Source organism: Leucobacter sp. USHLN154 (assembly GCF_037145595.1).
GTDB lineage: Bacteria > Actinomycetota > Actinomycetes > Actinomycetales > Microbacteriaceae > Leucobacter > Leucobacter alluvii.
In genome coordinates this window covers 624,913-638,520 of sequence record NZ_JBBCXF010000001.1, presented here as the reverse complement: position 1 = coordinate 638,520, position 13,608 = coordinate 624,913, and the positions used below count along the sequence as shown (strand labels likewise).

Sequence of the window (13,608 nt, the reverse complement as noted above, 5' to 3'; positions counted from 1 at the left end):
GTCAGCCGACGAGTCCGCGATCCTCTGCGCGCAGACTGCGGAGAATGGCCTCTCGCAGGTCGACCGGCGGGCAGTTGCTGTCCCGCTCCTCCTCGCACGCCCGCTTCACGACATTCGTGAGCTTCTCGCACGCGTTCCGCTCGTCCTGGCACGACGGGCACGCCGCGATGTGCGCCCGGATCGGCGCTGATTCCTCGGCGCAGAGCTCGCCTCGGAGCAGCTCGTAGACATTCGCCTTGGCCTGCTCGCACTCATTCATCGCGCTGCTCCCTTCTTGGTCGGTTTCTTTCCCGCATTGAGTCCAACGCCCTGCTCGTTCGCGTATTCCCCGAGCGCCTTGCGCAATCGGGCCCGGCCGCGATGCAGGCGGCTCATCACCGTTCCGATCGGCACCTCGGCGATATCGGCGATCTCCTGATAGCTGAACCCCTCGACGTCCGCCAGGTACACCGCGATGCGGAAGTCCTCGGGAAGCGCATTCAGCGCCGAGGTGACCACCGAATCGGGCGTGCGGTCGATCGCCTCGGCCTCGGCCGATTGCGACGACATCGCCGTCGTCGATTCGGCGCCTCCGAGTTGCCAGTCCTCGAGCTCGTCCACGGCGCCGAGGAAGGGCTCCCGCTGCCGCTTCCGGTACGTGTTGATGTAGCTGTTGGTCATGATCCGGTACAACCACGCCTTGAGGTTCGTGCCCTCCTGGAACGAGGCGAATGCCGAGAACGCTTTGAGGAACGTCTCCTGCACCAGATCCTGAGCGTCCTGCGGATTCCGGGTCATCTTCATCGCTGCGCCGTACAGCTGATCGAGCATCGGAAGCGCCTCCGACGTGAAGCGCTGTTCCAGCTTCGCCTGTGCTGCGGTATCACTCACGCCCTCGATCCTACTGTCGAGTGCTGCGGGTAGACTCGATCCCGATGCTGATCGCGAAGATGAACCAGGGCAAAGACGGCGACGAGACCGGCACCGGCGAGGGCGTCGGCGAGGCTGCGGCGCTGTGGCCTGCGCCGCAAGCGGAGCGCGCGATCGACGCGACCGTTCCCCTGCCTGGCTCGAAATCACTCACCGGGCGCGAGCTCGTACTCGCCGCGCTCGCCGACGGACCGAGCACGCTCCACGCTCCGCTCCAGTCGCGAGACGCGGCGCTCATGATCGACGCGCTGCGCGCGCTCGGCACGGAGATCGAGGCGCTCCCGCGCGGCGAGTCGGCGGATCCCGACCTTCGCGTCACCCCGGCGCCCGAGCTGACCGGGTCGACGACCATCGAATGCGGTCTCGCGGGTACCGTGATGCGGTTCGTGCCGGCGGTCGCCGCGCTCGCGCTCGGACCGGTCGCATTCGACGGCGACCCGTATGCGCGCAAGCGCCCCATGCGCCCCGTGCTCGACGCCCTGCGCGCGCTCGGGGCCGACATCGCTGACGAGGGCCGCGGCGCCCTGCCGTTCACGGTGCACGGCACGGGGTCACTGCAGGGCGGGCGGGTCGAGCTCGACGCCTCGCTGTCGAGCCAGTTCGTCTCCGCCCTGCTCCTGGCGGGAGCGCGCTTCGAGAACGGCGTGCACGTGGTGCACACGGGCGAACGCCTGCCGAGCCTCCCGCACATCGAGATGACGATCGCCACCCTCCGTGCGCGCGGCGTGCGGGTCGACTCCCCCGCCGGCGGCGAGTGGATCGTCGCTCCGGGCGCGATTCGCGCCATCGACGTGACCATCGAGCCGGACCTCTCGAACGCCGCCCCCTTCCTCGCCGCAGCGCTCGTCAACGGTGGTCGCATCACGGTGCCGAACTGGCCGAGCTCCACCACGCAGGTGGGAGATTCGCTCCGCACATTGCTCCCCGAGTTCGGCGCTGCGGCGCACCTCGATGACGCGGGAGATCTCACCATCACTGCGACCGGGGCGATCTCGGGCGTCTCGCTGCACGTGCCAGAGGCCGGCGAGCTCGCGCCGACCCTCGTCGGGCTCGCCGCGCTCGCCGCTCACGGCACCGACGGCACCGACGGTGCCGCGAGCACCATCACGGGCATCGGGCACATCCGCCATCACGAGACCGATCGCATCGCGGCGCTCGTCGCCGAGATCAATGCGCTCGGCGGTGACGCGGTCGAGCTCGATGACGGCATCGAGGTACGACCCGCCCCGTTGCACGGCGGCGTGTGGCACAGTTACGCCGACCATCGCATGGCGACGACCGGAGCGCTCATCGGATTGCGCGTCCCAGGAGTCGAGATCGAAGACATCGCGTCCACATCGAAGACGCTGCCCCGATTCACCGAGCTCTGGGCGCGCGCCGTCGCACCCCGCGAGGCGCTCGCCGAATCCTCGCGCGACGGCGTGGACGTCGCGTTCGAGCTCGGCGCCTCGGGCGGCGACGCCGCGGCGCACGACACGTCACTCGGCCAGGCCGCTCGCGGCTTCATCGCGGGGCTGTGAACGCGTGAGCTGGCTCACCCCCGACGAGGACGCCGACGACCCGTACGCCGAGTATGCCGACCTCCAGGTGCGTCAGCGCCCCAATCCGAAGGCGAACCGGCCGCGCACGAAGCGGCGCCCGGAGCACGCGGACGCGGTGACGGGCATGATCACGGCCGTCGACCGGGGGCGCTACACCGCGCTCGTGGAGACCGGCGCCGATCCGCAGGATCCGCGCGAGCGAACGGTTCTCGCCTCGCGCGCCCGGGAACTGCGCCGCACACCGATCGTCATTGGAGACCGCGTGCACCTCGTCGGCGACACGAGCGGCGATACGGGCACGCTGTCGCGCATCGTCGCCGTGGAGGACCGCCGCACGCTGCTGCGACGCAGCGCAGACGACAGCGACCGGATCGAACGGGTGATGGTCGCGAACGCCGACCAGATGCTCATCGTCGTCGCCGCAGCGAACCCCGAGCCGAGGGTGCGCCTCGTCGATCGCTACCTGGTGGCCGCATACGACGCCGGCATCTCGCCGCTCATCTGCATCACCAAGGTCGATCTCGCAGACCCGGAGCCGTTCCTCTCGCACTTCGCGGCACTCGAAGTGCCGGTGTTCCGCTCAGAACCGGATGCCTGGCCGCTCGCGGAGATCCGGGAATCCCTCGCCGGTCGCACGACGGTCTTCGTCGGGCACTCCGGCGTCGGCAAATCGACCCTCATCAACGCGCTCGTACCCGAGGCCGAGCGCGCCATCGGGCACGTCAACGAGGTCACCGGCCGCGGTCGCCACACGTCCTCATCCTCGGTCGCGCTGCGCGCTGCGACCCCCGGTGCCGCGAACGGCGCCGCCGGGTGGGTGATCGACACCCCGGGAGTGCGCTCCTTCGGTCTCGGCCACGTCACGACCGAAGGGATGCTGCGCGGGTTCACGGACCTGGCGGAGATCATCGAGGGCTGCCCGAGAGGGTGCACGCACCAAGACGATGCGCCCGACTGCGAACTGGACGCCGCGATTGCGGACGGCCGCCTCGACGCCGCCGGAGCGGCACGCGTCGAATCGCTCCGCCGACTGCTCAAGTAGCCGGCGTGCGCTGCTGCGCACCCTCCGGGCATGCCGAGGGAGCGCAGCGATAGGCTGGCCGTATGACTGATCGCGTAGTGCTCGAGCCCGGCCAAGAGGCCCCCGACTTCACCCTCCTCGACCAGGATGGCAACACCCGTGCGCTGGCGCAGTACCAGGGCAAGCGGGTCATCCTCTTCTTCTACCCAGAGGCCATGACCCCCGGGTGCACCACTGAGGCCTGCGACTTCCGCGACTCGACGCTGCCGCTCGAGGCCGCCGGCTATCACGTGCTCGGCGTGTCGCGCGACTCGGTGGAGAAACTGCGCCGGTTCGCCGACCGCGACGCACTCGAATACCCGCTCCTCAGCGACCCGGACGCCGCAGTGCACCGCGCATACGGCGCGTTCGGCGAGAAGAACAACTACGGGCGCATCGTCGAGGGCGTCATCCGGTCCACCTTCGTGATCGATGAGCAGGGCAGGATCGCCCACGCGCTCACCAACGTGAAGGCCACCGGGCACGTCGCGCGTCTGCGCAAGCTGCTCGACGTCTGACCCGCACGCGGCTCCTGTTACGCCCCGGAGGCGCCCTCGTCGATGACGGGGCGCTCGTCAGGGCGCGCGAGCACCGCCGCGATGAACCCCAGGAGAGCGCACGCGACGAGGGCGAAGCCGAACTGCCAGGTGCCGATGCCGAGCTGCAAGCAGCCGGTGCCCCCTGCGAAGAGCAGGACGTGGATGGTGAGGGCCGACCCGCGCACCCAGCTCGGACGCCCGCGCAGGGCCGCTACAGCCGTGATCGCCACCCAGGCCAGGGCGAGGACTGCCATGGCGACGATGCTGACGTTCTGCGCCACGGGTCCGACCGAGCCGAATGCCGCTGCGACGGAGAAGATCAGCACCCCGACGAGCAGCGCGCTCTCGAGCACCAGGAGCACGCGGAGCACCGCCCACCCCGCACGTGAACGAGGGTGATCGGGAGATGTCGGGGGCATTGCGGCTCGCTTTCCAGTCAATTGCGGGTTACCTATTGATTTGCATCTATTTCCGTGGAACTATATAACCCGTCGAGTTTCGCGCACGCCGACGTGAGCATTCTCAGCCACGTATTAGGTAGTTACGGCGCGAATTCTAGGCTATCCGGTCTCCGGATTGTTCGCGCGCGTGCGTTACAGAGGAGGACACATGGATTGGCGTGAACAGGCAGCTTGCCTCACCGTAGACCCGGAGCTTTTCTTCCCGGTCGGCAACACGGGGCCTGCGGTCGAGCAGATCGAACGGGCGAAGTCGGTGTGCGCTCGGTGCACCGTGACGGAGATGTGCCTGCAGTACGCGATGGACACCGGTCAGGATTCGGGCGTGTGGGGCGGCCTCAGCGAGGACGAGCGCCGCGCGCTCAAGCGCCGTGCGGCTCGCGCGCGTCGCGCTTCCTGAGCAGCTCACAGAGCCGAACGGCCCGTCCCCTCCTCGGAGGAGACGGGCCGTTTCTGTGTGTCGTGTCGTGGCCGCCGCTCGGGCAGCTCGACTCCCCCGGCCACCCGGCAGCTCACTCTCGTTCGCGCACGCGATCCGGCGTGACGCGGTGCACGCGGCGTGCACGCACCCGCTCCACACCGGATCCCCCGCAGGAGCATGGCGCCCCACGCACGAAGGGCCCATCCGTTCGGATGGGCCCTTCGGAGCTCAGCGGTGCGCGAACTCAGTCGGTGCCGGTGTCGAACGCCGCCGACAGGCCGAGCTCGTCCGCGTCCTCATCGATGCCGCCGACGGCGTTCGCGATCTCAGCCGCGCCGCCCTGCTCGAGCTGACCGACGAGCTCCGCGATGGAGCCTCCGACGAGCCCGAGCTGCGCGTACTGCTCGAGGCGCTGACGCGAGTCGGCGATGTCGAGGTTGCGCATCGTGAGCTGCCCGATGCGGTCGACCGGGCCGAACGCGGCACCGACCGTGCGCTCCATCGACAGCTTCTCGGGGTGGTAGCTCAGGTTGTCGCCCTCGGTGTTGAGGATCGTGTAGTCGTCGCCGCGGCGCAGCCGCAGCGTGACCTCGCCCGTGATCGCAGAACCGACCCACCGCTGCAGTGCCTCGCGGAGCATGAGCGACTCGGGGTCGAGCCAGCGGCCCTCGTACATCAGACGTCCGAGCTTGCGACCGTCCGTGTGGTAACTGGCGAGCGTGTTCTCGTTGTGGATCGCGTTGACGAGCCGCTCGTACGTGATGTGCAGCAACGCCATACCGGGCGCCTCGTAGATGCCGCGCGACTTGGCCTCGATGATACGGTTCTCGATCTGGTCGGAGACGCCGAGACCGTGGCGACCGCCGATCGCGTTCGCCTCCAGCACGAGGGCCACCGGATCGTCGTACACGACGCCGTTGATCGCGACCGGGCGACCGGCCTCGAAGCGCACGGAGACCTCTTCGGTCGCCACCTCGACGTCGTCGCGCCAGGCGGCGACGCCCATGATCGGCTCGACGATGTCGAGGCCGGCGTCGAGGAACTCGAGCTTCTTCGCCTCGTGGGTCGCGCCCCAGATGTTGGCATCGGTCGAGTACGCCTTCTCGGTCGCATCGCGGTAGGGGTACCCGTTGGCGACGAGCCACTCGCTCATCTCGTGGCGCCCGCCGAGCTCTTCGACGAACTGGTGATCGAGCCACGGCTTGTAGATGCGCAGCGCCGGGTTCGCCATGAGCCCGTAGCGGTAGAACCGCTCGATGTCGTTGCCCTTGTACGTCGATCCATCGCCCCAGATGTCGACGCCGTCTTCCTTCATGGCTCGAACGAGCAGGGTGCCGGTGACGGCGCGACCGAGCGGTGTCGTATTGAAGTAGGTCTTTCCGCCCGAGCGCACGTTGAACGCGCCCGTCTGCAGTGCGACGAATCCTTCTTCGACGAGCGGGCGCTTCGCATCGACGTGACGGGCGATCTCTGCGCCGTACTCTTTCGCTCGATCAGCGACGCCATCGATATCGGGTTCGTCGTACTGACCGATATCTGCGGTGTACGTGCAGGGCACTGCGCCCTTTTCACGCATCCAGGCGACTGCGCAGGAGGTGTCGAGACCTCCGGAGAAGGCGATGCCGACGCGCTCGCCCACGGGGAGGGAAGATAGAACCTTGGACATGCCCTCTATCCTAGGGCTCCTCCGAGCCTCCGAATTCCGCGGGTGAGCGCGCGGCGCGCCGGTCGACGCATCACGGGCGCCGTTGCAGCCGCGGGCGGCGACCGCGACCGCGCTCGGCTACGGGATCAGGCCGAGCTCCTGCACCGCGTCGCGTTCGGCGGCGAGCTCCGCGACCGATGCGTCGATCCGCTCCCGCGAGAACGCATCGATATCGAGCCCCTCGACCACGCTCCAGTTTCCGCCTGCGGAGGTCACCGGGAATGACGAGATCAGGCCCGCGGGTACTCCGTATTCACCGCGCGACACGACTGCGGCGCTGGTCCAGTGCCCCGCCGAGCGCTCCCCGGTGCCGAGAAGCCAGTCGCGGGTGTGCTCGATGGCCGCATTGGCGGCCGAGGCGACCGAGGATCCCCCGCGCACCTCGATGATCTCGGCGCCGCGCTGCGCGACGCGCTCGATGTAGGGCCCGCGCGCCCAGGAGGCGTCGACGATGTCGAGGGCCGGCCGCCCCCGAACCGTCGCGTGGCTGAGGTCGGGATACTGGGTCGCCGAGTGGTTGCCCCAGATGGTGACCCCCGAGATGTCGGCGACCGGGGTGCCTGCCTCGGCGGCGAGCAGCCCAACGGCGCGGTTGTGGTCGAGTCGGGTGAGCGCGGTGAAACGCTCCGACGGCACATCGGGCGCGTGCTGCTGGGCGATCAGCGCATTGGTGTTCGCCGGGTTGCCAACGACGACGACGCGCACGTCGTCGGCAGCGCGGTCGTTGATCGCCCGACCCTGCGGCCCGAAGATCGCTCCGTTCGCCGCGAGCAGATCTCCGCGCTCCATCCCGGCGGAGCGCGGGCGCGACCCGACGAGCAGTGCGACGTTCGCGCCATCGAACGCGACATTCGCATCGTCGGTGATCTCGACGCTCGCGAGCGTCGGGAACGCGCAGTCGGCGAGCTCGAGCGCAGCGCCTTCTGCAGCGCGCATGCCCTGGGGAATCTCGAGCAGTCGAAGCGCGACGGGCTGATCCGGGCCGAGGAGGTCGCCGGCCGCGATCCGGAACAGGGCTGCGTAACCGATCTGTCCGCCGGCGCCGGTCAGCGTGATGGTGATGGGTGCGTGGGTCACGTCGTGCTCCTATCGTCCGTCGAACGTGCGCGGATCCGGTCCGAAGTTCGTTCCGGCCTCGTAGGCGTCGATGGCCGCCATCTGCGACGGATCGAGCTCGAAATCGAACAGGTCGGCGTTCTCGATGAGGCGCTCCCGGCGCACGGTCTTCGGGAAGATGATGCGCCCCTGCTGCACATGCCAGCGGAGCACCACCTGCGCCGGGCTCTTGCCGTGGGCTCGTGCGATCTCGAGCAGTTCGGGCCGCTCGAAGAGGTCCGACTTGCCCTGCGCGAGCGGCGCCCACGCCTCGATCGCGATGCCGTGCTCCCTGCAGAACTCGACGAGTTCGCGACGCTGATGCAGGGGGTGCAGTTCGATCTGGTTGACCGCCGGCACCACGCCGGTCTCATCGATGAGCTGCTGCAGATCGGAGATCTCGAAGTTCGAGACGCCGATCGCCGAAGCCCGGCCCGACTCCGCGATCTCGATGAGCGCCCTCCACGCGCCCAGCGCCTCTCCGAACATCGGCTGGGGCCAGTGGATGAGGTAGAGGTCGACCCGATCGAGCGCGAGGCGGTCGAGGCTCTCGGCGAAGGCGTCCGCCGCGCGTGTCTGGTCGGTGTTCCAGAGCTTGGTGGTGACGAAGACCTCGTCGCGCGGGAGGCCGCTGCGCGCGACCGCCCGGCCGACCTCCGCCTCGTTGCCGTAGAGGCTGGCGGTGTCGATGTGCCGGTATCCGACCTCGAGCGCCGTGGTGACGACGTCCTCGGCCTCGCCGGGTTTCACGAGGTAGACGCCGGAGCCGAGCTGCGGGATCGACGTGCCGTTGTTGAGGGGGACATTCGGGATCGGGAGTGCAGACATCGTGCCCTTTCAAGTGGTCTCGCGGAACAGCCGCCGACCCAGCGATCGGCGCGGTCGGCGTCAGTCTACGCTCGGGCGACTGGGCGCGGGATAATAGGAGCATCATGACGTCGCCCCCGCTCCAGATCACGTTCCCAGAGGAGCTTCCCGTCTCGCAGATGCGCGAGGAGATTTCGGAGGCGATCCGTACGCACCAGGTCGTCATCGTCGCGGGCGAGACCGGCTCCGGCAAGACGACCCAGCTGCCGAAGATCGCGCTCGCGCTCGGGCGCGAACGGATCGCCCATACGCAGCCGCGGCGCATCGCGGCTCGCACCATCGCCGAGCGCGTCGCCGAGGAGCTGGGATCTGAGCTCGGCGGTCTCGTCGGCTACCAGGTGCGGTTCACCGATCAGGTGTCGGCCGAGACGCGCGTCCGCCTCATGACCGACGGCATTCTGCTCAACGCGATCCACCGCGACCGCGAGCTCTCCGCCTACGACACGATCATCATCGATGAGGCGCACGAGCGCAGTCTGAACATCGACTTCCTGCTCGGGTACCTGCAGACGCTGCTCCCCCGCCGCCCCGACCTGAAGGTCATCATCACGTCGGCGACCATCGACCCCGAATCCTTCGCGAAGCACTTCGCAGACGCGAAGACGGGCGAGCCCGCTCCGGTCATCGAGGTGTCGGGCCGCACCTACCCCGTCGAGGTGCGGTACCGCCCGCTGGTCGAGCAGATCGAGAAGCCCGATGCGAAGACCGGCGCTCCGAAGGTCACGACGATCGAGCGCGACCTGTTCGAGGGCATCGGCGACGCCGTCGACGAGCTCGCAAAGGAGGCGCCGGGCGACGTGCTCGTGTTCCTCTCCGGCGAGGCCGAGATCCGAGACGCCACCGATGCGCTGCAGGGGCGCCTGCGGAGCTCGGCTCGGAGCGCCCGCACCGAGATCCTGCCGCTGTACGGGCGGTTGAGCAGCGCCGAGCAGCATCGCGTGTTCGAGCGGCGCACGGGCGGCGCTCGTCGCATCGTGCTGGCCACGAACGTTGCCGAGACGTCGCTGACGGTGCCCGGTATCCGCTATGTCATCGACGCCGGCACGGCGCGCATCTCCCGGTACAGCGCCCGCAGCAAGGTGCAGCGTCTCCCCATCGAAGCCGTCTCGCAGGCGAGCGCGAACCAGCGGTCCGGCCGTTCCGGTCGCACCAGCCCGGGCATCGCGATCCGGCTCTACTCGGAGGAGGACTTCGCCTCGCGCCCCGAGTTCACGGAACCGGAGATCCGGCGCACAGGGCTCGCGTCGGTGATCCTCCAGATGCTCGCGCTCGGCCTCGGCGACATCGCCCGCTTCCCGTTCCTCACTCCGCCCGACCAGCGCGGCATCGCCGACGGTCTCGGCCTGCTCGCCGAGCTCGGCGCCGTGGAGGCCGCTCCCGCGAAGGGGCGGAACCGGGGCCGGGTCGGGCCGCGCGGCGGCGAGCGCGGCGCGACCCATCGGATCACGAGGATCGGCCGCGAGCTCTCCCGCCTCCCCATCGAGCCCCGGTTCGCCCGTATGGTCGTCGAAGCCAGGGCGCACGACGTGGTGCCTGAGGTGCTCGCGATCGTCGCCGGTCTCACGGTGCAGGATGTGCGGGAGCGCCCCCAGGCCGAGCGCGGTCGCGCCGATGAGCTGCACGGCCGGTTCTCCGACCCGCAGGGCGACCTCGCGACGCTCCTGAATCTCTGGAACTACCTGCAGGAGCAGCAGCGCGAGCTGTCGTCGAGCGCCTTCCGCAGACTCTGCAAGGCCGAGTATCTCAATTTTCTGCGAGTGCGCGAGTGGATGGACCTGTATCGGCAGCTCGCGAGGATCGCGAAAGCCCCGCGCGATGGCGCCGACCGGGGTGCGACCGGCGGTTCGGGTGAGGCGATCCATCGATCGGTGCTCGCCGGGCTCCTGTCGCAGCTCGGCGTCCGAGACGACCGGCAGGATCGCGCCGCGCCGGCGCGCGGCCGCTCTGCAGCGGGCGCGACGAGGCGCAAGCCGGCGCAGGAGTACCTCGGTTCGCGCGGCGCGCGCTTCGTGCTCTACCCGGGTTCCGTGCTCGCGAAGAAGCCGCCTGAGGTGGTCATGAGCGTCGAGCTCGTCGAGACCTCGCGCCTGTTCGCCCGCTCCAACGCGGTGGTGGATCCCGCGTGGGCCGAGGAACTCGCGGGTCCGCTCGCGAAGCGGCAGATCTCGGAGCCGCGATGGGAGAAGAACCAGGGGGCGGCAGTCGCCTACGAGCGGGTGACGCTCTACGGCGTTCCGATCGTCGACCGCCGGCGCGTGCAGCTCGCCCGGTACGACCAGGAGCACGCGCGCGAGCTCTTCATCAGGCACGCGCTCGTCGACGGGGAGTGGGATTCGCCGCAGGCGTTCGATCGCGCGAACCGCCAGCTGCGGCGCGAGCTCGAACAGCTCGAGGAGCGCACGCGACGCCGCGACATCGTGGGCGACGACGAGGCCATCTTCGAGTTCTACGATGCGCGCATCCCAGCTGACGTCGTTTCGACGCGCAGCTTCGAGGGGTGGTGGAAGCAGAAGCGCGCGACCGACCCGCAGTTCTTGCATCTCCGGCGCGAAGACCTCGTGGAGGACGACGCCGACTCGGTCGACGAGCAGGAGTTTCCGAGGCAGTGGTCGCACGGCGATCAGACGCTCCGCCTGAAGTATCGCTTCGATCCGACCGCTGAAGACGACGGCGTCACGGTGAACGTGCCGCTACCCCTGCTCCCCCGCCTCGACGGATCGGACTTCGAGAAGCTCGTGCCCGGGTTGCGGCACGAGCTGGTCACGGCCCTCATCAAGACGCTGCCGAAGGCCATCCGCAAGCACGTCGTCCCGGCCGCGGATTGGGCCCGGACGCTGCTCGCGACGGTGGGCCCGCAGCTCGACGCCCCGGTGGCGCCTGGCTCGACGCCGCCGGCGCTGACGCAGCTGCTCGCCACCGAGATCCGCCGCCGCACGAGCGTGCCCGTAGCGCCCGCGGACTTCGACCCCGACCGGCTTCCGGCGCATCTCACACCCACGTTCCGGGTCGTCGACGGACGCGGCCGCACCGTGGGAACCGGCAAGAACCTCGCAGAGCTCCAGACGGCGCACCGCGAGCGCGCGACCGAGGGCGTCGCGAAGGTCGCCGCTGCCGCACTGCCGAAGAGCGATCTCGAACGCACCGGTGCGACCTCCTGGACCTTCGGAGATCTGCCCCAGCACGTCGATTCGACGTACGCCAAGGGACGCGGATCCGCTGGCGCCGGCGTGGTGCGCGCGTACCCGGCGATCCTCGACCGTCGCACCGCTGTCGATCTGGTGCTCGTCGCCGATCAGGGCGAGCAGGAGCGCATCTCCCGGCGCGGCATCCGCCGCCTCCTCGTGCTGAGCTCTCCTTCGCCGGCTTCGTACGTGCGCGACCACCTCTCGAACCAGGAGAAGCTGCTGCTCGGCGCTGGACCCTACCGCACGCTCGACCAGGCGATCGCCGACGTGTCGCTCGCGGTCGCCGACCGTGTGATCCGCCGACACGCGGCGGACGGGCTCATCTGGAGAGAAGCCGAGTTCGAGGCCCTGGCCGACGACTACGCCCGGTCGCTCATCGACGAGATCTACGGTGCGATCTCGCTCACCGCGCGCGTGCTCGACGGCGCCCGCCTGGCCCGCAAGGCGATCGACTCGGCGAAGTCGATGCAGGTGCTCGGCCAGGTGGCCGATGCCGCCCGGCAGGTCGACGGCCTGGTGTTCGAAGGCTTCGTCTCGCGAACCGGTCTCGCACAGCTGGAACGCGTGCCGGTGTACCTCGAAGCGGTGCAGATGCGCATGCGCGCCCTCACCGAGCAGCCGGGCCGGGATCGCGCCTGGCAGAACGAGATCGACCGAGCGGCCGCTCTCTACACCGAGGCCGGCGGGGTCGTCCCGCTGCCGGTCGACGCACCGAAGCGGCACGTGCGCGCCCGGTGGCTGATCGAGGAGCTGCGCGTCAGCCTGTTCGCGCAGCAGCTGCGCACCGCGGAGCCCGTCTCGCTGCAGCGCATTCAGAAGGCGCTGCGCGACGAGTGACGCTCGGGCCGACGGTCAGGGCAGATCCCGCATCCGGTCGAGCGAGTAGGGGGCCTCGGCGTAGGGCCCGCCCTGGGGTGCGAGCGGGTCGAACGGGAGCGGGTCTCCCGACGCCGTTGCGTTGTCTTTCGGCGCGAACCCGATCGCCTCCCCCGCCGCCAGATCCCACCAGCGCGCCTCATTTGCCGAAACCGCATAGAACACGACCCCGGGTTCGGTCGTCGTCATCGCCGCGATGAAGGCCAGCACCGCGTCGGCTGGGCTCAGCCAGGTGCGCTGCTCGCGGGCCGACGTCGGCTGATCCTCGTAACTTCCGATGCGCACGGAGGCCGTGCACAAGCCGAACTTGTCGGCGTAGAGCCGGCACAGGGCCTCGCCGGCGACTTTGGACACCCCGTAGAAGCCGTCGGGGCGCGGCGGCATGTCGGGCGACACCATCGTATTCGCCGGGTACATCCCGGTCAGCCGATTGCTGCTCGCGAAGACGACCCGTGGAGTGCCTGCCCGTCGCGCAGCCTCGAGCACGTGGTACGTCCCGACGATGTTGACCTCGGCGAGGTCGTGGAAGTCCGCCTCGTCCGCGATACCGCCGAGATGGATCACGCCGTGGGCGCCTCGCAGCACCTCCGTCAGCGCGGTCAGGTCTGCGAGATCAGCCACCGCGAAGCGGTCGCGATCACCGACGACCTCGGCCCGACGCGCATCGGTCGAGGTCAGTGCGACCCCCCGATCGTGCAGCGCTCGCCGCAGCGTCGACCCGATGGTGCCCGCTGCTCCCGTGACCACCCAGTGACTGTTCTCGATCGCGCCCATGCTCGGATCCTAGCGGGGAGCGGCGCCCGCTCTCGCGCGCCTTCAGGAGCAGCCAGGGCCGCGTCAACCCCGCGACGCGGCGGCGGCCAGCTCGTAAACTGGCGCTGGCCGACCTCCCGTGCGCTCCGCGCCGTCGGATGCGGCCTGCGTCATCCCGACCACCGATCGAGCATTGGAG

12 protein-coding genes are annotated in these 13,608 nt (G+C 69.5%); 5 read left to right on the top strand and 7 right to left on the bottom strand.

Features of this window, described 5'->3' with window-relative positions; translation table 11 throughout:
- Window position 1: 1 nt before the first annotated feature.
- Both WFH23_RS03030 and WFH23_RS03025 read right to left on the bottom strand, forming a co-directional pair.
- Window positions 2-259, bottom strand: coding sequence for a zf-HC2 domain-containing protein (locus WFH23_RS03030; RefSeq protein ID WP_090148037.1), 258 nt, complete (start codon window positions 257-259; stop codon window positions 2-4).
- Window positions 256-870 (bottom strand): sigma-70 family RNA polymerase sigma factor, encoded by a 615-nt coding sequence (locus WFH23_RS03025; protein WP_090148034.1) that lies wholly within the window; start codon window positions 868-870, stop codon window positions 256-258. Before WFH23_RS03025 ends, WFH23_RS03030 begins: the two co-directional genes overlap by 4 nt.
- A gap of 44 nt (window positions 871-914) precedes the next feature.
- On the opposite strand from WFH23_RS03025, the gene aroA reads away from it, so the two are divergent.
- The 3 genes from aroA to bcp all read left to right on the top strand — a co-directional run bounded on the left by aroA (window position 915) and on the right by bcp (window position 4,028).
- Complete coding sequence (gene aroA, locus WFH23_RS03020) at window positions 915-2,429, top strand: 3-phosphoshikimate 1-carboxyvinyltransferase (protein WP_336661527.1); 1,515 nt, start codon at window positions 915-917, stop codon at window positions 2,427-2,429.
- Between the two features lie 4 nt (window positions 2,430-2,433).
- Entirely contained in the window at window positions 2,434-3,492 is a 1,059-nt protein-coding gene (rsgA, locus tag WFH23_RS03015) for a ribosome small subunit-dependent GTPase A (RefSeq protein ID WP_090148029.1), read from the top strand.
- A gap of 62 nt (window positions 3,493-3,554) precedes the next feature.
- Window positions 3,555-4,028, top strand: coding sequence for a thioredoxin-dependent thiol peroxidase (bcp, locus tag WFH23_RS03010; protein ID WP_090148026.1), 474 nt, complete (start codon window positions 3,555-3,557; stop codon window positions 4,026-4,028).
- A gap of 17 nt (window positions 4,029-4,045) precedes the next feature.
- Here the strand turns inward: bcp and WFH23_RS03005 are convergent, their stop codons facing one another.
- Window positions 4,046-4,468, bottom strand: coding sequence for a hypothetical protein (locus WFH23_RS03005; protein ID WP_336661526.1), 423 nt, complete (start codon window positions 4,466-4,468; stop codon window positions 4,046-4,048).
- Between the two features lie 190 nt (window positions 4,469-4,658).
- Here WFH23_RS03005 and WFH23_RS03000 point away from each other — a divergent pair, with 190 nt between their 5' ends.
- Window positions 4,659-4,907, top strand: a complete 249-nt coding sequence (locus tag WFH23_RS03000) for a WhiB family transcriptional regulator (protein WP_010156721.1) — start codon at window positions 4,659-4,661, stop codon at window positions 4,905-4,907.
- Between the two features lie 265 nt (window positions 4,908-5,172).
- Here the strand turns inward: WFH23_RS03000 and argG are convergent, their stop codons facing one another.
- The 3 genes from argG to WFH23_RS02985 form a co-directional block, all read right to left on the bottom strand.
- On the bottom strand, window positions 5,173-6,594 hold the full coding sequence (argG, locus tag WFH23_RS02995) for an argininosuccinate synthase (RefSeq protein WP_090148024.1): 1,422 nt from the start codon (window positions 6,592-6,594) through the stop codon (window positions 5,173-5,175).
- A gap of 117 nt (window positions 6,595-6,711) precedes the next feature.
- Window positions 6,712-7,710 carry a malate dehydrogenase gene (locus tag WFH23_RS02990; protein WP_336661525.1) on the bottom strand — a complete coding sequence of 333 codons (999 nt, stop codon included), beginning with the start codon at window positions 7,708-7,710 and terminating at the stop codon, window positions 6,712-6,714.
- A 9-nt stretch (window positions 7,711-7,719) separates the two neighbouring features.
- A complete protein-coding gene (locus WFH23_RS02985) occupies window positions 7,720-8,556 on the bottom strand; it encodes an aldo/keto reductase (protein WP_090148021.1) in 837 nt (278 codons plus the stop codon).
- A gap of 104 nt (window positions 8,557-8,660) precedes the next feature.
- Between WFH23_RS02985 and hrpA the strand changes: the two genes are divergently transcribed.
- Window positions 8,661-12,617, top strand: a complete 3,957-nt coding sequence (gene hrpA / locus WFH23_RS02980) for an ATP-dependent RNA helicase HrpA (RefSeq protein WP_336661524.1) — start codon at window positions 8,661-8,663, stop codon at window positions 12,615-12,617.
- 15 nt (window positions 12,618-12,632) lie between these two features.
- On the opposite strand, the gene WFH23_RS02975 is transcribed toward hrpA, so the two are convergent.
- Complete coding sequence (locus WFH23_RS02975; protein ID WP_336661523.1) at window positions 12,633-13,430, bottom strand: NAD-dependent epimerase/dehydratase family protein; 798 nt, start codon at window positions 13,428-13,430, stop codon at window positions 12,633-12,635.
- Between the last annotated feature and the right edge of the window lie 178 nt (window positions 13,431-13,608).